Raw genomic sequence first — 17,988 nt, forward strand, 5'->3', positions numbered from 1 at the left:
GACGGGGGAGACGACCAGTAAGGTAGGCATAAGGATCAGTAGAAATAGGGCTGACGCGCCTACAAAGTCCTGCGCTTGAGCTCGAGCTCGCACCTCTTCCGCTGGGAGACGCAGCGGCGGAGGAAGGGGGAGCAAGTACGTCGCTCACGGTGTCGACCCGACGATGGCAGAGGCCGTCGAGAGGGCCGGTGCAAAGGTGTTGCACACCATCTTCAGAGCTGCAGTAAGCAGCTCGCCGACGAGGTATCGACCATGTTGGGTTTGCTGGAGCAGTGGCATTAAAAAATGCGGAAGTCGCCAAACTATGTTAATTTCAACGCCGAACACCGACACGACGTTGGGCAGCGAGCCGCCTTCCGCAAGATTTTTTACCTTTAGGTACTCCTACCGAAGGATTGTGATCATGCGCAGAACATTTGCGTACCTGACGATCGCTACGTTCTTCTCGACCTCTGCCTTCGCAGATCCTGCCGCCCTAGCTGCAAACGTGAATTTCAGGGTTGGCCCCGGCACCGGATTTGACGCGATGCGTGTTATTCCTCAGGGCGAGGAAGTCGATATCAAGGAGTGTGATGCGGGAGCCTCCTGGTGCGCAGCAAGTTACTCATCAGCCTTGCTCGAAGGGCCCTGGGGCTTTGCCAGCTCGCAGTATCAAACAGGCCACAGGCAACACAGCCTATCCAGAACCGGGCGGAAACCGGGCCCGCACCACGCCGCAATCAGCAGTTTCGTCAACGGGCACCGGATCATCTTTCCATCGATCGGGCCGGGCGACAGTTCGGCAATCGGAATGAGTTGAGCCGCCATTATGGCCGGCTTCATCAGGGTTCTGGTCGTAACTTCCAGAACTTCGATCGCGGCGGCGGGTACAGCGGCGGTGGCCGCAGGTTCCATGGAGGCGGTGGTCGCGGTGGCGGAGCAGCCTTCCGCGGTGCTGGCGCGCGCGGCTGTGACGGCCGAGGACGCTGAGCGATCGAACTTACCTGGGCGCCACGGCTCGTCGAGCTGCTGTCGATCCTCGTCGCACCACAGTCGTGAATACCGGAAGAAATTATCAGTTGAGACCGCTGGGGGGCTAAGGTCCCGCTACAGCACCGCCAAAAGGGGCACCACCATGAGCCGCGAGAAGGCCCGACCGCAAACTTCCAATTTACCTGGATCTCATGAACTACCCACACACTATCGCTGCGGTCCGATCCAATTCAGGGGAAGCGATGACGGACTTTACGAGCGTCATCTCCTCTTCGACAACGTCATCGCCCCCGAAGATGCGGGAAACCGCGAGCGATACGAGGCGATCGCTCGATCGGTCAGAGATGTGCTCTCGCAGCGCTGGCAACACACGCAACAGACCTATGTCAGAGAGAACCCCAAGCGGATTTACTATCTGTCTATGGAGTTCCTGATCGGGCGATCTCTCATTAACAACATCGCCAATCTCGGTCTCGGTCCACTGGCCAAGCGGCTTTTCGATCAGGAGCACATAGATGAATTGGCCATCCTCGTCGAAGAGCCCGACGCGGGTTTGGGCAATGGCGGGCTTGGCCGGCTCGCGGCCTGCTTCCTGGACTCGATGGCGACCATGCAATTGCCGGCAATGGGCTACGGGTTGCGCTACGAGTACGGGATATTCAAGCAGACGATAGTTGACGGCTGGCAACGCGAACAGCCCGACAACTGGTTGCGCCGACCGGATCCCTGGGAAGTCGCCCGGCCGCAGGAGGCGGTCGAAATCAAGCTCGGCTGCTCCTTCGAGGTCCGCGGCGGGTATTTGCGGGTGGCTGCCGGGATGCCGTCCCGCCTGCTCGGCATACCTTACGACCGGCCGATCGCGGGCTATGGCGGCAGGACCATAAACACGCTGCGGCTTTGGGCCGCGGCAACGCCGGATAGCTTCGACTTCCAGGCCTTCAGCGCTGGCGAGTTCGTTAGCGCGCTGGCACAGAGGCTGACGGCCGAGACCGTCACGCGGGTCCTTTACCCCGATGATACGACTAGCATGGGACAGGGCCTGCGGTTCGTTCAGGAATATTTCCTGGTCGCATGTTCGCTCACCGACCTCATCCGGCGGTTTCGCTCGAATAACTCCGATTGGCATTCTCTGCCCGACAAGGTGGCGATCCAGCTCAACGACACGCATCCCAGCCTCGCAGTTGCGGAACTGATGCGTATCTTGCTCGATGACGCGAATTTGGGTTGGGATGATGCCTGGGATCTCACCAGGCGTTGTCTCGCCTACACCAACCACACCCTTTTGCCCGAGGCGCTGGAGAAATGGCCGCTGCGGTGGTTCGAATTGATGCTGCCGCGCCACTCCGAAATCATTCTGGAGATCGATCGACGGCTCAGGGACGAGATTCTGGCCCGTTTTCCCGAGGACCAAGGCCGCGTCGAGCGGGCGAGCCTGATCGAGAGGGGCGCCGATTGTCTGGTTCGCATGGCCAATCTCGCCATTGTCGGCTCGCACAGCACCAACGGAGTCGCCGAGATCCATTCGCGGCTGCTGCGCGAAACGACGGTGAAGGACCTTGCCGAGATATTCCCCGGACGGTTCAACAACAAGACGAACGGCGTGACGCCCCGGCGTTGGCTGCTCCTGTCCAATCCAGACCTTGCCCGCTGCATAAGCGACGGCATCGGCGATGGATGGATCACCAATCTCGCCGAACTTGAAAAGATGAAGCCGCTCGTCGACGACGGCGGATTTGTCGAGGCCGTCCGTGAAGCCAAACGAATGGCGAAGCAGCGCTTTGCCGAATGGCTGAAGGTAAGCGCAGGGATCATTGTCGACCCCGAGGCGATCTTCGACAGCCAGGTCAAACGCATCCATGAATACAAACGGCAATTACTGAATGCGCTGAGGATCGTCGCGCTCTACAACCGCATCCGTGAAGATCCCGGCCTCGATATGGTGCCGCGCACCTTCTTCTTCTCCGGCAAGGCGGCGCCCGCCTACCACGTGGCGAAGCTGATAATCAAATTCGTCAACAATCTCGCCGGCACGATGGACGCCGACCCGATCGTGCGCGGGCGTCTCAAGGTCGTCTTCCTGCCGGATTACTGCGTTTCGCTGGCGGAGCGTCTCATCCCCGCCAGCGACGTCTCCAACCAGATTTCGACGGCAGGATATGAAGCGAGTGGCACCAGCAACATGAAGTTCATGATGAACGGTGCGCTGACGATCGGCACGCGCGACGGAGCGACGATTGAAATGGCCGAGGCGGCAGGCGAGGAGAACTTCTTCCTGTTCGGGCTGACGGCGGACGAGGTCGCGGGGAGCCGCGGCTGGTACAGTCCGCGCTGGCACTATGACAACGAACCCGAAACCCGCGCGGTGCTGGATCTGATCCTGTCCGGGCATTTTTGCCGTTATGATCCCGATGTCGTCGATGTGCTCCGCAATATCCTTCTGACGAGCGGCGACGTCTTCAGGCACTTGGCGGACCTCACCTCGTATCTGGAAGCAGACCAGCGGCTGCAGTCTCTCTATGGCGATCGTCAAGCATGGACCCGGAAAGCGCTGCTCAACGTCGCGAATTCGGGAAGGTTCTCAAGCGACCGCACGATCGCCGAATATGCGGCCGAAATCTGGACCGCCAAACCCTGTCCCGTGCCTTGACTCGACGGGTGGGAGCGCCTCATGGTTCAACTGTGCGTTTTACAGGTTCGTGGAACGCTTCCTATTTTAACGACCACTCGGAGCGCCGACGAAGCCTGCGTCAGAGGGACCCGAGATGTCGTGTTGGTCCATAGCCGCCTGACGCGAACGCCAAACCGGTATGCAATCGTCTCCCACTCTCCAGACGCCCAGCGCTCCACGCGATGCTAATTGGCGAGCTGGCCATTCCAGACCCTCACTGCGGGTATCTCGTGATAGTAGGAGAGAACGCTTACCGTGCCCGTATTTAAGAGGAAATGCTGTCCCGCACGCGCTGGTAGTCCAATCCATCTCGCCGCAAGCACGCGCAGTACGTGCCCATGTGCGAACAGGGCAACATCGCCGTCAGCAGCCCGCGCCCGCCCCACGACCTGATCCACACGCGCAAGGACTTGCGACGGTGTCTCGCCACCCGGGCATCCATCCCGGAAAATCAACCAGCCCGGCTGTTTCGCCTCGATCTGCTTGGGCGTTAGCCCCTCGTATTCGCCGTAGTTCCACTCCATCAAGCCTGGATCGACGGCGGCTCTATCGCCGAGGCCCGCCAAGTCACAAGTCTCCCGTGCCCGCTGCAGAGGACTTACGAGAACGAGCGCGAACGTCTGTCTAGCCAGCAGCGGCCGCATTCGTTCCGCCTGCCGTCGCCCGCTGTCGGTTAAGGCGATTTCCGTTGTACCGGTGTGTTGTCCGCTCAGACTCCACTCGGTCTCACCATGCCTGATCACGAATACATTCACGTCCCGCCCTCCTCGCTTAGGAATTTCGGGGTTCCGTCCAACCTGCGCCCGGATGCGCCGCCAGTGGAACTACTCGTCGACCGCCTCACCGCGATGCGGTGGACTATCCGCCGCCTGGCACTGCCTCCATCTCATCTACGCGCCGACACTGGCCGCCCCGGTACAGCGAGCCGGTGGCAAAGGGCCCGCTGACCCATCTTTAGGTTCTCGTCGCGCCCATGCCACGCCTTCAGCGCCAGGTCCTGGAGTGCGCGCCCATATGAAAAGGCGATCTTCCACGGCTTTGGCCCAGGCAGTTTGGATCCCGAGCGCGTTGAAACGCTTGGTCAAAGTGGGGACGGTCTCATCCGCAGCTAGAATACCCCTCCCCTTTGCGACGAGCGCCGCCGCGATGCTCCCCAGATCGTGATTCATTGTGGGTCCCTACCTCCTCTGGCACGGGGAGAACATTATAGTACCTTACCCCTTCAAAAGAGAAGGTCCGCCCGTTTCACCAGCTCGTTTTACGGATGCTTTGTACCGCGCTCCTGCGCTAGCCTTGTGGCAGTTCAGCGAACCTCAACGTCAAATGAAGGAGACAATGCGCGATGGGCGGCTGAAGGCTTTCCTCCGGTCGCGGCCGATTCGGCAATCCAGGGCGGCATGTACAGATGAGCGCGCCATGAACTAGGCGACGAAGTCATTCGGCTCGGCAAGGATGACACCTAGCGGGTTCCCGCCTTTTCGGCTGAAGATCATGACCAACTTGTCCCCAACGGAAACCGATCTGCACCGCCTACTGCGCCGCGCCGGCTTCACGGGTGGATGGCTGGAGAGAGCCGGCCCAGGGCCGCGATCTCGAAAACCCTTTGGCGAAGTTGCCATTCAATGCGGTATTGTTTGATCGAGATCAATGCTTGACACGCAGCATTGCTTTACATGCAATCGGAGATTGGGACCGAACTTCGGTCAAGCCGAGGAGTGGATTTTATGCCTCAGCCCACCATCCCGACATTCGCAGATGCCTTCGCCTATTCGCTCGATGCCTGGCAGCGCTCCGTCCTGTTTCTAGACGTCATGCGAAAGCGTGGCGAACAGTACGAGGAACATACGGCGCAGACTGCGCCGCACGTTCTGAACTACGACGCCGAACTTGTCGTTGACGGCCGCAAGCTCAATCGACCGGTCAATTACGCGCTCGTCCGGATCATCCCGCCCCAAGGCATTGTGGTCGACTCACTGAAACGACCCTTCGTTGTTGTCGACCCGCGCGCCGGCCACGGACCCGGAATTGGCGGCTTCAAGGCCGACAGCGAGATCGGCGTGGCGATGAAGGCCGGCCACCCCTGCTATTTCATCGGCTTCCTTCCAGAACCCGTTCCTGGTCAGACCATCGAGGATATCGTCCGTGCCGAAGCGATCTTCATGGAAACGGTCATTGCCCGCCATCCCGAGGCCGACGGCAAGCCCTGCGCGATCGGCAACTGCCAGGCGGGCTGGGCGGTGATGATCCTGGCTTCGCTGCGTCCAGAACTGTTCGGTCCGATCATTATTGCCGGCACACCGCTTTCCTATTGGGCGGGGGTCAGGGGCCAATACCCAATGCGCTATTCGGGCGGCCTGCTCGGCGGCAGCTGGCTGACGGCGCTCACGGGCGATCTTGGTGCCGGGATATTCGATGGCGCCTGGTTGGTCCAAAATTTCGAGAACCAGAACCCCGCCAATACCCTCTGGAGCAAGCCGTACAATCTCTACTCGAAAATAGACACCGAGGCCGAGCGCTACCTCGGCTTCGAGCGTTGGTGGGGCGGCCATGTGACGCTGAATGCCGAAGAGATGCAGTTCATCGTCGATGAGCTCTTCGTCGGCAACAAGCTCGCCGCCGGCGAGATCCGCACCTCCGACGGCACCGCCATCGACCTGCGCAATATTCACGCTCCGATCGTCGTCTTCTGCTCGAAGGGCGACAACATCACACCGCCGCAGCAGGCACTCGACTGGATCCTCGACCTTTACGACAGCGTCGACGAGATTCGCGCGCACGGCCAGACCATTGTCTATGCCGTGCATGAGAAAATAGGGCACCTCGGCATCTTCGTCTCCGCCGGCGTCGCGCGCAAGGAGCACGACGAGTTCGCGTCCAACATCGATCTGATCGATGTTCTGCCGCCGGGTCTCTATGAAGCGGTGCTGGAGCCCGTGAGTGAAGTTGTTGAAGGCAGGGACTTGATCGCCGGCGAATGGGTGATGCGCTGCGAAGCCCGAACGCTGGACGATATCCGCGCTCTCGGGGGCAACGATCTCGAGGACGAGCGTAGCTTCGCCGCAGCCGCCAAGGTCTCCGATATCAATCTGGCACTTTACCGAACCTACCTGCAACCCGCGATCAGGGCCGTGGTCACACCGCCCATGGCCGAAGCGATGCGCCGCATGCATCCGCTGCGCCTGCAGTACGAAATCTTCGGCCCGAGCAATCCGTTCATGGCCTGGATTCAGGCGGCCGCCGAGCATGCCAGCCAAAACCGCAAACACGCATCCTCAGAGAACCCATTCCTGGCGCTGCAGGAAAACGTGTCGCGGCAGATCGTCGACGGGCTGGAGGCTTGGCGTCGGACGATCGAACGCCTTTCGGAGGATGCGTTCCGCACCGTCTATGGCTCGCCTGTGCTGCAGACCGCGCTCGGCATCGACAGCAAATCTGACCGCCGCCCGCGCAAGCCGGCAAAAAGCAGCCTACATGAGGCGCTGGTTGAAGCAAGGATCGCTTCGCTCAGAGCCGAGATTTCCGAGGGTGGCCTTCGAGAGGCCCTTGCCAGGGGCCTACTGTTCGTCGGAATGGCGCGCGGTGGTGCCGACGAGCGTGGCTTCGAGGCAATCCGCCGGCTGCGCCGTTCCCATCCGACGGCAAGTCAGTTGACGCTGCCGGAGTTCAAGGCGCTGCTGCGCAAGCAGTATTTCATACTCCTGGTCGACGAGGAGGCAGCCCTTTCGGCAATCCCGAACCTGCTGCCGGAGGACCTCGAGGAACGCCGCTCCGCCTTCAATTCGCTGCGGGAGGTCCTACAGGCGTCCGGAGCCGTGACCGGTGCCGCCGCCCAGCGACTGGAGCGCGTCGAGACGCTCTTTGGTCTCGGGAGTGAAACGGTGCCGTTCGTGGCGCGCAAGACCGCGCGCGAGCGCAAGACATCCTGATTGAGCTGCTAGGAGGGTCCGTAGTGTCCGAGGTAATTGCACTGACGTCAGAGCCGTCCAAGTACGACCGCCTGATTGCCGCCGCGCAGGCCGAAACGCCCGCGGTCACGATCGTTGCCCATCCCTGCGACGAAACCTCGTTGCGCGGAGCGCTTGAAGCGGCGGAAATGGGGCTCATCAAGCCGATACTCGTTGGACCGGAAGCGAAGATCCGCTATGTGGCGGCGGAGCATCGGCTCGAAATCGGTGGCATCGAGATCGTCGATGTACCGCACAGTCACGCCGCCGCGGCCAAGGCGGTTGCGCTCATTCGTGAAGGCAAGGGCGAGCTTCTGATGAAAGGGAGCCTGCATACCGATGAATTGATGCATGCGGTAGCCGCCTCCGCCACAGGTCTCAGGACCGATCGGCGGATCAGCCATGTCTTCGTCATGGATGTCCCCGGCCATGCCGACACGCTCTTCATCACGGATGCCGCCATCAACATTTTTCCGGACCTCGAAGCCAAGCGTGACATCGTGCAGAACGCAATCGACCTCTGGGTGACGATCGGTCTCGGCGAGCCGCGGGTCGCGATCGTCTCGGCGGTTGAGACGGTCACGACGAAGATCCCCTCGACAATAGAAGCGGCGGCGCTGTGCAAGATGGCCGAACGCGGCCAGATCACGGGCGGCCTCATCGATGGGCCGCTCGCCTTCGACAATGCGATCGACCCTGAGGCGGCCCGCATCAAGGGCATCAGGTCCCCGGTTGCCGGCCACGCCCAGATTATCGTTGTACCGGACCTCGAGGCCGGCAACATGCTCGCCAAGAACCTGACCTTTCTTTCCCATGCCGACGCGGCCGGTATCGTTCTAGGCGCGCGCGTGCCTATCGTGCTGACGTCGCGGGCCGATTCGGTGCGAACCCGCCTCGCTTCTTGCGCAGTCGCGGCACTCTTCGCGGCTCGGCGGCGCGCGACACAAGTAGCGGCGGTCTAACGCCATGGACGCAATCCTCGTCGTCAACGCCGGCTCATCGAGCTTGAAGTTCCAGGTCTTCGGCATCGCCGACGCCAACCTGACGCGCCAGGTGCGCGGCCAGATCGGCGGCATCGGTACGCGGCCACGACTGCAGGCAAAGAAGGCCGATGGAACGGTCCTCATTGATCGAAGCTACGCCGCGGAAGCAGTGCGCGACCTTCCAGCCGCCATTGCCGCAGCACGCGAATGGCTGCTGACACTCGACGGGTTCGAACTGCGGGCGATCGGCCACCGTGTTGTCCACGGCGGCCCTGACTACGCGCAGCCTGTGTTGATCGATACGACAGTGCTCGACCGTCTCGCCAGCTACCAGGATCTTGCGCCGCTGCACCAACCGAACAATCTGGCGCCAATCCGGCTCGCCATGGAGATCAATCCCGATGTGCCGCAGGTCGCCTGTTTCGATACGGCCTTCCACCGCGGGCACCCCGAGCATGCCGATTGCTACGCGCTACCGCGGGCGTTTTATGACCAGGGCGTGCGGCGTTACGGCTTCCATGGCCTTTCTTACGAATACGTCGCCGAGCGGCTGAGCGAGATTGCCCCCGAAGCGGCGCGCGGCAAGGTCATTGTCGCGCATCTCGGTAGTGGCGCGTCGATGTGCGCGCTGCGCGAAGGCCACAGCGTCGAGAGCACGATGGGCTTCACGGCGCTCAATGGTCTGCCGATGGGAACGCGGCCGGGCCAGCTCGATCCGGGCGTCGTGCTCTATCTGATCATCCACAAGGGCATGAGCGCGCAAGCCGTCTCGGATCTGCTTTACCACGATGCCGGGCTCAAAGGGCTTTCCGGCCTGTCAAACGACATGCGCGATCTTCTCGCGAGCGACGATCCCCATGCTCAACTTGCTATGGCCCACTTCGTATATCGATGCGTTCTCAATTCAGGAATGCTCGCAGCGGCACTGGGGGGCGTCGATGCGTTCGTATTCACGGCCGGCGTCGGCGAGAATTCCGCTCGTGTCCGCGCACGCATCGTGGAGGGCCTCGCGTGGCTCGGGGCGGAGCTCGACCCGCTGGCGAATGAGGCTGGCGCCAGTTTGATCTCCACGGCCAGGAGCCGCGTTGCCTTGCATGTCATTCCGACCGACGAGGAATTGATGATCGCGCGCCACACGCTCACGATCATCAGTGCCCCCAACGCCTGAACCCCGGAGGCAAGCCGATGTCCATTCCCACCGTCAAGACCAAGCTTCTCGAAGGTCGCAAGGGCCTGATCGTCGGCATTGCCAATGATCGATCGATCGCCTGGGGCTGCGCCAGGGCCTTTCGCGCCCTCGGAGCGGAACTTGCCGTGACCTACCTAAACGACAAGGCGAGACCCTATGTCGAGCCGCTGGCGCGCGAGCTCGAGTCGCCGATCTTCCTACCTTTGGACGTTGCTGTGCCAGGCCAGATCGAAGCGGTCTTCGAGCGCATCGGTGAGGTCTGGGGAGAGCTCGATTTCCTCGTCCACTCGATCGCTTTCTCTCCGAAAGACACGCTCGGCGGGCGCGTCACCGACGCTCCGCGCGAGGGTTTCCTGACGACGATGGAGATATCCTGCTGGTCCTTCATCCGCATGGCCCAGCTCGCCGAGCCGTTGATGAAGAATGGCGGCACGCTCTTCACCATGACCTACTACGGGTCACAGGTGGTGGTGGAAAACTACAACATCATGGGCGTCGCCAAGGCGGCGCTCGAAAGCGCCGTCCGCTACATGGCAGCCGAACTCGGCGCCAAGGGCATCCGCGTGCATGCCATATCCCCCGGAGCGCTTGCAACTCGGGCCGCCTCGGGCATCCCTGAATTCGACGCACTGCTTGAAAAGACAAAGCTGAAGGCGCCGACGCGCGAACTCGTCGACATCGATGACGTCGGTATGGCGACGGCCTTTCTCGCGCACGATGCAGCGCGACTGATTACCGGCCAGGTGCTCTACGTCGATGGTGGCTACCACATCATCGACTGATGCCGGCGGCCGACACGCTCGCCATGCAACACCCGCTGATTGCCAATGATTTCAGTGGTGATTGGCTTCATTCGATCCGGTCGATTCGCTAACTCCGCGCCGGCTTCCTTGTCATCCATCGAATATGTCGATCGACTCGGCTCGTCCCTTCAGACGAGGCAAGTCGACACGGGATCAACGAACCTTCGCACCACTTCGCGCAAAACATTGAAGAAAGCTGCCTGATTGCGCGCCTCGACGCTCTTCAAGCGCGCTCGCTGATCCAGGAGTGTGAAATCCCCTATCCCGCAAAATCAAGATCCCCGATCCGACGCGCTTCGTCGGCTACCGCCGTAACGTTCTGTCAGAACCGGCAATCCGTTACCTGACCGCACATCTTCGCCAAGGTGTGTCGCGACTTCGAGCCCGAATTGATTGAACGCGACGGCGAGGACGACCATGTTACCTGATGGTGCATTACCCTGCGAAGTTCGCCCTGTCCAAGCTGGTCAACAGCCTAAAGGGCGTATCCAGCCGACTTCTGCGCACGAGCCGGCCTCAGCCGCCAAGTTTCCGGCTGCCGTAATCGCTTTAACAGCCATTGCTGCTCGGCCTGACTGCTTGACCCGTTGAACAAACATTCACATCCTCGTCGAACGCAGGTTGACAACGTTGCCACCAACGAGTTTGTCGAACTGCTCTTTCGAAAGAGGCATGGAGAGCAAGTATCCTTGAAGGTGATCGCAGCCGAGTTCCTTTAGCGCCATGCGCTGGTCGTCGGTCTCGACGCCCTCGGCCGTGGTCTTCAGGCCCTTGGCACGCGCCAATCCGATCATTGCCTCGATGATCGCCCGCCCATCCTTTTCCCTTCCGAACCGGTCGACAAAACTCTTGTCGATCTTGATACGGTCGACACTGACGTTCTGAAGGCGTGCGAACGACGAAAACCCCGTTCCGAAATCATCGAGCGCGAAGTGGACGCCAATTGACCGAAGTGCTTCGATGTTTTTCTGGCACTGTCCGCCGCCGTCAAGCAGAGTGCCCTCGGTAATCTCGATTTCGAGCTGTTCGGGGTTGATGCCATAGTGTTTCAGCATCGACATCACCTTCAGCGCATAGCTTTCGTTTTGCAGTTCCTTTGGGGAGGCATTGACTGCGATCTTGAGCGCGGGCCAGCGCTGCGCGGCAAGGCACGTCTCCCGCAGGACAAATTCTCCAATCGCATTTATGAGGCCGCACTCTTCCGCAATCGGGATGAATATGTCCGGACCGACCCTACCACGCGTGGGATGGGACCAGCGCAGAAGCGCCTCCGCACCGCAGAGCGCACCGTTGTCCGCCGAATAGACCGGCTGGAAATGAAGCTCCAACCCTTTTCCTTCGGTTACCGCTCGCCGCAGGTCGTACTCGATCTCACGGCGCGCCTGGAGAAGATCATCCATGTGAGCACCGAAGATGGCATAGCAGTTTCGGCCGGCTCCCTTCGCGCTATAGAGCGCGATGTCGGCCTTTCTCGTTAGCTCCTGAGCGGCCGTTCCAAACTCGCCGGCCGCCACGCCAATGCTCGCCCCGATGCTGATCGAACCTCCACCCATCTCGAAGGGTCGCCTCATCGCTTCAAGCAGATGCTCACAGACGCCGACCACGTCCTCTTCGCAGACATTGTCCAGGATAACGGTGAACTCATCGCCGCCGAGGCGGGCTACAAGGCGTCCGGCGCAAACTTGAAGAAGGCGGCCAGCAACAGCCACCAGGAGTTCGTCGCCTGCGGCATGGCCGAGCGTGTCGTTCACCTGCTTGAATCGGTCGAGATCGATGAACAGCACCGCGATGGATTTTCCGGGAAGGGAAGCGGCGAGCGCCTGTGACAGGTGCCTTTGGAATTGAGAGCGGTTTACCAGCCCGGTAAGGCCGTCATGTGCGGCAAGACGCTCGAGTTCGGACCGGCTGTGTTGCAGGTGACGGCTTCGCAACAGGACTGCTCCTCCCATCGCGCTCATAGCGGCAAACACCGCAATGCCAGCCATTGCGACGGTCGGACCGACACGGCTTTCCACGGCAGCGCCCGGTGTGAACGGTCGCCAGGAAAAATATCCGAAGTCGTTTCCTGTCACCTTCTTCAATTTTGCGTAGGAACGGCCGTCCTCGTCACTGCGTGCCCATGTGAAGCGGAGGTCGTCAAACAGGTATTCCTGCGCCATGCCGGATAGAAAGTTTCCATCGAGATAGCGCACGGCGACATGAAGATATACGTGCGCCGGATCCTGTTCGATATCTCCTGAATCCGATACGATCGGCTTCACACTGACGACGGCAGGATGTCCGTTGACGAGGGCCAGATCGCTTTCACCGATGCTTAGGACCTGGTCGGAGACGCCGTTCTCGTCACCGGCGACCAACCTCCTTCGAAGCTTCTGGGCAAGCGGGATAACTATGTCATGGACCTGGCGAAAGGCTTCCTTGCGGTCGGCTTCGTCATTGGCGAAGGCATATACGGCCCGCCCCTCCGGAGTGACCACAAACGCCCGCTCGTGCTGGAAATACGTGAACATCCACTTGCCGAGGTTCATCTCCATCCAGTCTTGATCACCGGCGGAGACCTTGCGTACGGCGTCGTCCCAAACCGTCACGCTTTCCTGGTCATGGGCCACGCCCTCCTGCAGCTTCGCAACCACCATTTCCGCAAGATGCCGCTGGCGTCCGATGGCAGCTTCGTCGGTGGTTCCTGTTGCGACCGAGAGCACAATCGCAAGCGCCGCCCAGATGGATGCCGACGCGGCAGCGGGAAGTATCAGGAGAAGGAAGACCGCACGAAGCTTGGGATGTTTCATATGCCACTGCCCTATTATGAGCACATGCTTAATTCGTGAATGTTAAGTCCCACCTAAGAAAACAGACCCAAGTTTACGCGACACCTCCAAAGTGGCGGCTCGGCAACTTGCGTTAAGCAAATACATCAAAAAAGAACGATGCAGAGGTTGGATGACGTCTCGATCATCCCGTTTCTGCTCTGGCAGGATCCTCGTCGACGTTAAGACATTTCTGGCTGATGCCGTCGGCAGCGACGGCATTTCGAGCGCGGACGATTTTAATGACCTAGGCCGGCGCGTCGTTTTCATCAATAGCAGCGCCTGCATACACTTTGCGAGCCACAGCGGCCAAAATCAGCAGCGTTACCGAGGCAAGCGCGCAGCAGGCAGCAAATCCGAGCGCGAAGCCGCGTTTTGCCGTCTCGAGCCAAGGAAGCTCTGCCGATTCGCCCAATGTCCTTGCGATTTCCACTGCTCCAGCAAGCGTCGCGGAGATCGCCACGACCTGCTCCTCGTTGAAACCGCTTAAGTTCACTTGGTCCATCGTCATGCGATAGACAAGCGTTCCAAGACTGCCGAGTAAGGCGATTCCGAGCGCGCCGCCGAATTCCGCACTGGTTTCCGAAATTGCAGATGCAGACCCCGCACGTTCTGGCGGCGCGGTGCTGACGATCAGCCCCGTCGTCGTGAGGATAACCGGCACGAAACCCAGCCCGATAAGCATACTTGCCATCAGGATGCCAACGAGGCTTTCAGCGAATGCCGCAGCCGCCATGGCAGTTGTTCCGACGGCATTGACGATCAGACCCCCGATGACGGTACTGACCGGGCCAAACCGGTTGGTAAAGCGATAGGCCTGAAAAGACATACCGGCAAAGACCAGCGCCGAGGGCACCGACCACAACGCCGCTCCCAGCGGCGAAAGCCCGAGCACCAGTTGCAGAAACAGGTTCTGGAACAGGAAAATACCAAAGACGAAAAACACACCGGCGAGATTGACCACCAGCGACGCCGTAAACGATGGAATGCCAAAGAGACCAAGATCGATCAAGGGGTGAACAAGGCGCTTCTGGCGGCGCACGAACAGGATACCGACGAAAACGCCAAGAAGGATGGGAAGCAGATGGCCCGGTTTGAAACCATCGGCGGCCATATGTTTTAAGCCGTAGATGATTGGCAGAACGGTTGCGAGCGACAACAAGACACTCAGAAGATCGATCTTGCCGCCATCGTCATTTCTATACTCTGGCAGAAGATAGGGAGCTGCGATCAGCAAGGCCATCATGACCGGAATATTGATCAGGAAGACCGACCCCCAGTGGAAATATTCAAGTAACGCGCCTCCGAGAAGCGGTCCAACGAGGCCACCAAGGGCAAAGGCCGTGCCCCATATACCGATCGCCCGGTTGCGCTCGGCCTCGTCCTTAAAAAGATTGACCACCAGTGACAATGTGGAAGGAGCGATCGTGGCACCGGCGACACCGAGCAGAGCACGTGCAATGATCAGTTGTTGAGGGGTGCTGGCTGCCGCCGCAAGCGAGGACGCGACGGCGAAGGCGAAAGCACCGATGAGCAGTACCCGCCTTCGTCCTATTCGATCTCCAAGTGTGCCCATGGTCAACAAAAATCCGGAAACCATGAAGCCGTAGATATCGTTTATCCAGAGCAGTTCCGATGCAGACGGATCAAGATCTGCGACGATTGCCGGCATCGCGAGAAACAGGACTGACAAATCCATCGAGTAGATAAGGCAGGCGATCGACAGAACATAGAGGCCGATCCATTCGCGGCTACCGGCGGTGGGCTGAGGTTGTTCTGCAAGATGTTCCTGCACGGCTGCCTCCCTAGCTGTGAGTTTGCAAATCTCGTCTCCGCTCGAGACTTTGGCAACCAGCGACGATTGTCCACAGATCCAGGGAAGAGATATAAGAGGTCCGTGCGGATCGGAACGCGCGATCAAGCCAGACCCTCGCCGGCTATTGCCAGGCCCGACGGAGGACCCGGCATCACAAGGCGAGGGCAGTCGCGGCTATCCGATTTGCCTTGCTTAATCACTGAACGAGGCACCGGCAGATGGTTGTCAGGCTCTTGCAGCAGACGGGCCGGTCGTAATCGGGTGCAGAGGCCAGACTCACCGAGCGTGGGTAGCTGCGCGGCCGACCTGTCGGGTATTGCACTTGCGAAGTCCGTCAATGAGTCGAATGCATGTCTTCCTGGCGCAACTGGTCGATGGCATCCAGCGCCTCTTCGGCAGACCAGCCCGCACGAAGCGCAGCTGCGATCAGACGCACTTCAGCTTCCTGCTCAAGCTTCAAATAGAGGCCCTCAAGAGCTTCTCTTGCAGTGACGACATGTTCGTCGTGGGGTACGACATGGGGAATTCTTTCAAGCTGTGGCATGTTGATCTCCGCATAGCTGCTCTGTTGAAGCCTTGCCCGTCGCCGCGTAGACGATCGTTGCTTCTTGTCACCAAGGGCGGGAATCATCCTTGTGGATGAACTTGACACCCAAGCGATTGTTCGCGCGTCAAAATGATCTTTGCGCTGTTGCCTCAACCGTCAGCTAGGGCGCGTGCTGAAGGGGTCAACAGAAAATGTTAGCGGGATAACAACCCTCCAAGAACGCAGCAGTGGTATCACAGCCGACCGGCAGCCCTTGGCTCGCTGCGTTCGACGCTCGAGCAGATCATCGTTCAGCGCGCCAAGCCGCCGGACTTACCCATTACGCCTTGTATTGGAAAGGTTCGTGCTTCCGGCGAAGGCGGAGCGACAATCATCCGCTATCAAGGGCCGACACCCTAGAGCGCTCAGGAAGAGAGCCTTTCGTGTTCGTAAAGTTGGTCCATGCTTAACGTCGCTATTTCGGCAAACGGGGTCTGATTCCTGACGCGGCCGCCATCAAGGATCACGACTTCGTCGCAGAATGAGATCGTGCTGCGGTGATGGCTGATGACGATCGTCGCACGACGACCGGCTCTTGATTTCAAGGTCTCGACGATCGCTGCTTCAGACAATCCGTCCATGGCGTTCGTAGCCTCGTCCAGGATGAGGATTTCCGGATCACGCACGAGGGCCCTTGCCAGAGCAATGCGCTGCCGTTGACCAGCCGAAAGGCTGGCCCCCCTGTAGCCGACGATCGTCTCATACCCGTCAGGAAGCTTCTCGATGAAATCGTGCGCTTCGGCAAGCCTGGCTGCGGCCTCCGCCTCGGCCAACGAGGCATTGTGACCATAGATAATATTCTGGAGGATAGTCCCGTCAATCAGCTCAAGGTCCTGGCTTGCGAGCGCAATTTGCCTTCGCCACAGGACCGGATCAATTTGATTAAGCGGGGTGCCATCGGCCAGAATCTCTCCTTCATCGGGCTCCACAAATCGGCACAGAAGATTGACAATCGTTGTTTTTCCAGCACCCGACCGTCCGATAATGGCCGTCGAACGCCCTTGGTGAATTTCGAAAGTGGCGGCGCGCAGCACGACGGGTCGCGAGCCAGACCCCGGATATTTGAAAGTGACGCGATCAAATTTGATTCGTTGAACTGGCGCGTGAAGCTGGCCGTCGCCGGCAGGCGGCGGCGGCTTGTCAGACGAATCCAGAAGCCACTTGACCTCTTCCAAAGAGCCGCTCCAGCTTTGCACTTGGCTCCATGCCATTTGCAGTGCACGGACGTGTGGCTGCAGCCGATAGAGCAGGACCACGAAAGCCACGATAATCGGAAAGCTCACTCCCCAAAGCCAGGCGCCGACGACGACTGCCAGAAACAGACCCGAATGAAGCGTCTCGGTCAGCGGCGGCAGTGCAGCCTGGCGGGATTGAAGAACGAAACCCGCTTTTCGTACGGCATCGGAAGCGAAACCGAAGATTGCTTTTTCGCGCTGCTCCTGTCCGAAAGCACGAATGAGCCGTCCGGCATGTACGAGGTGAAGCATCCTGGCGGCGAGGTCACCGTTGAACGAAGTTACGTTGCGGCTCGGGGCTTTCAGACTGGCTGACAAAATCGCATGAATGGCCTGGATGAGAACAAGCCCCAATGCAACACACAGCGTCATCTGCCATGAAAGAAGCAGGAGAAAGGCAAGCAAAATGACGACGGCGGAGGCGGACACGATCGAAGCGAGCATAGTTTGTATCGCATCTGAAGCCCGCCAGGATTCGTTGGAGATGATATTGAGCAGTCGCCCGGGGCTTTGCTGGAGAAAAAACGGGTATCCGATCGTCAGGAGTTGCCCCGCAAGAGAGCTGCGGATCGCATGGCCGGCTTTGCCGTAGATGAAATTGGCAAGCACGGCGTTGGCGAACGCCAGCACATTTTTCAGCGTGATCAGTCCAAGGATGGCGGCGGCGATCGCGGTCAGCCTTGCGCGATCATCCAGGCCGGCACCCACTTGCTGGAAGACGGCTGAGAATCCGCCCATGCCGGAGGGATCCTTCTCGCCGCCAATGATGCCGAGCATGGGAATGATAAGGCCAATGCCAGTGCCTTCAAGGACAGCGCTGCTGAGCCCAAGTACGACGACAACCGCAATGAGGCCGATCTGTTTGTCCAGCGCCTGGCGCAATAGCCGAAAGCTCGACATGATGAATTCTAGCATGGCGGTTGTGACCTCAGCAGACGAGTTATCTGGTCGATCGGGATTGCCTCTGACAGCTCCCGTCGTATGT

The 17,988-nt window shown here is 59.9% G+C and carries 11 protein-coding genes and 3 pseudogenes; 7 read left to right on the forward strand and 7 right to left on the reverse strand.

Annotation, left to right across the window (positions count from 1 at the left end; all coding sequences use genetic code 11):
• The first annotated feature begins 304 nt into the window (after nucleotides 1-304).
• Both AM571_RS36710 and AM571_RS31390 read left to right on the forward strand, forming a co-directional pair.
• Nucleotides 305-799, forward strand: coding sequence for an SH3 domain-containing protein (locus AM571_RS36710; protein ID WP_155774560.1), 495 nt, complete (start codon nucleotides 305-307; stop codon nucleotides 797-799).
• 315 nt (nucleotides 800-1,114) lie between these two features.
• On the forward strand, nucleotides 1,115-3,619 hold the full coding sequence (locus tag AM571_RS31390; protein WP_074064848.1) for a glycogen/starch/alpha-glucan phosphorylase: 2,505 nt from the start codon (nucleotides 1,115-1,117) through the stop codon (nucleotides 3,617-3,619).
• A gap of 206 nt (nucleotides 3,620-3,825) precedes the next feature.
• On the opposite strand, the gene AM571_RS31395 is transcribed toward AM571_RS31390, so the two are convergent.
• The 3 genes and pseudogenes from AM571_RS31395 to AM571_RS38085 all read right to left on the reverse strand — a co-directional run.
• Complete coding sequence (locus AM571_RS31395) at nucleotides 3,826-4,395, reverse strand: histidine phosphatase family protein (protein WP_074064849.1); 570 nt, start codon at nucleotides 4,393-4,395, stop codon at nucleotides 3,826-3,828.
• Between the two features lie 131 nt (nucleotides 4,396-4,526).
• Nucleotides 4,527-4,685 (reverse strand): annotated as a pseudogene (locus tag AM571_RS35960) (class I fructose-bisphosphate aldolase); the annotation flags it as partial.
• Between the two features lie 16 nt (nucleotides 4,686-4,701).
• Nucleotides 4,702-4,809: pseudogene (locus AM571_RS38085) on the reverse strand (class I fructose-bisphosphate aldolase); the annotation flags it as partial.
• A 555-nt stretch (nucleotides 4,810-5,364) separates the two neighbouring features.
• Between AM571_RS38085 and AM571_RS31405 the strand changes: the two are divergent.
• The 5 genes and pseudogenes from AM571_RS31405 to tnpA all read left to right on the forward strand — a co-directional run.
• Complete coding sequence (locus tag AM571_RS31405) at nucleotides 5,365-7,566, forward strand: DUF3141 domain-containing protein (RefSeq protein WP_074064851.1); 2,202 nt, start codon at nucleotides 5,365-5,367, stop codon at nucleotides 7,564-7,566.
• A gap of 23 nt (nucleotides 7,567-7,589) precedes the next feature.
• Nucleotides 7,590-8,546, forward strand: a complete 957-nt coding sequence (locus AM571_RS31410; RefSeq protein ID WP_074064852.1) for a phosphate acetyltransferase — start codon at nucleotides 7,590-7,592, stop codon at nucleotides 8,544-8,546.
• A gap of 4 nt (nucleotides 8,547-8,550) precedes the next feature.
• Nucleotides 8,551-9,735, forward strand: a complete 1,185-nt coding sequence (locus tag AM571_RS31415) for an acetate/propionate family kinase (protein ID WP_074064853.1) — start codon at nucleotides 8,551-8,553, stop codon at nucleotides 9,733-9,735.
• A 17-nt stretch (nucleotides 9,736-9,752) separates the two neighbouring features.
• Nucleotides 9,753-10,538: an enoyl-ACP reductase FabI gene (gene fabI / locus AM571_RS31420; RefSeq protein WP_074064854.1), complete on the forward strand. Its 786-nt coding sequence runs from the start codon at nucleotides 9,753-9,755 to the stop codon at nucleotides 10,536-10,538.
• Between the two features lie 325 nt (nucleotides 10,539-10,863).
• Nucleotides 10,864-11,076: pseudogene (gene tnpA, locus AM571_RS31425) on the forward strand (IS200/IS605 family transposase); the annotation flags it as partial.
• A gap of 82 nt (nucleotides 11,077-11,158) precedes the next feature.
• On the opposite strand, the gene AM571_RS31430 reads toward tnpA, so the two are convergent.
• The 4 genes from AM571_RS31430 to AM571_RS31445 form a co-directional block, all read right to left on the reverse strand.
• Nucleotides 11,159-13,348 (reverse strand): putative bifunctional diguanylate cyclase/phosphodiesterase, encoded by a 2,190-nt coding sequence (locus tag AM571_RS31430; protein WP_074064855.1) that lies wholly within the window; start codon nucleotides 13,346-13,348, stop codon nucleotides 11,159-11,161.
• Nucleotides 13,349-13,613: 265 nt separating this feature from the next.
• The gene (locus AM571_RS31435; protein ID WP_081377252.1) at nucleotides 13,614-15,161 is read right to left on the reverse strand and encodes an MFS transporter; all 1,548 of its coding nucleotides are present in this window, start codon (nucleotides 15,159-15,161) and stop codon (nucleotides 13,614-13,616) included.
• A 355-nt stretch (nucleotides 15,162-15,516) separates the two neighbouring features.
• Nucleotides 15,517-15,726: a hypothetical protein gene (locus AM571_RS31440; protein WP_074064856.1), complete on the reverse strand. Its 210-nt coding sequence runs from the start codon at nucleotides 15,724-15,726 to the stop codon at nucleotides 15,517-15,519.
• 407 nt (nucleotides 15,727-16,133) lie between these two features.
• Entirely contained in the window at nucleotides 16,134-17,918 is a 1,785-nt protein-coding gene (locus AM571_RS31445; RefSeq protein WP_074064857.1) for an ABC transporter ATP-binding protein, read from the reverse strand.
• Between the last annotated feature and the right edge of the window lie 70 nt (nucleotides 17,919-17,988).

The organism is Rhizobium etli 8C-3, from assembly GCF_001908375.1.
GTDB classification, from domain to species: Bacteria; Pseudomonadota; Alphaproteobacteria; order Rhizobiales; family Rhizobiaceae; genus Rhizobium; species Rhizobium etli_B.

What these genes read in the sequence shown, in the direction of transcription:
- AM571_RS31390 (WP_074064848.1), top strand. Translation starts at nt 1,115, where the DNA reads ATGAGCCGCGAGAAGGCCCGACCGCAAACTTCCAATTTACCTGGATCT.
- AM571_RS31415 (WP_074064853.1), top strand. Translation starts at nt 8,551, where the DNA reads ATGGACGCAATCCTCGTCGTCAACGCCGGCTCATCGAGCTTGAAGTTC.
- AM571_RS31440 (WP_074064856.1), bottom strand. Translation starts at nt 15,726, where the DNA reads ATGCCACAGCTTGAAAGAATTCCCCATGTCGTACCCCACGACGAACAT.
- AM571_RS36710 (WP_155774560.1), top strand. Translation starts at nt 305, where the DNA reads ATGTTAATTTCAACGCCGAACACCGACACGACGTTGGGCAGCGAGCCG.
- fabI (WP_074064854.1), top strand. Translation starts at nt 9,753, where the DNA reads ATGTCCATTCCCACCGTCAAGACCAAGCTTCTCGAAGGTCGCAAGGGC.
- AM571_RS31405 (WP_074064851.1), top strand. Translation starts at nt 5,365, where the DNA reads ATGCCTCAGCCCACCATCCCGACATTCGCAGATGCCTTCGCCTATTCG.
- AM571_RS31430 (WP_074064855.1), bottom strand. Translation starts at nt 13,348, where the DNA reads ATGAAACATCCCAAGCTTCGTGCGGTCTTCCTTCTCCTGATACTTCCC.
- AM571_RS31445 (WP_074064857.1), bottom strand. Translation starts at nt 17,918, where the DNA reads ATGCTAGAATTCATCATGTCGAGCTTTCGGCTATTGCGCCAGGCGCTG.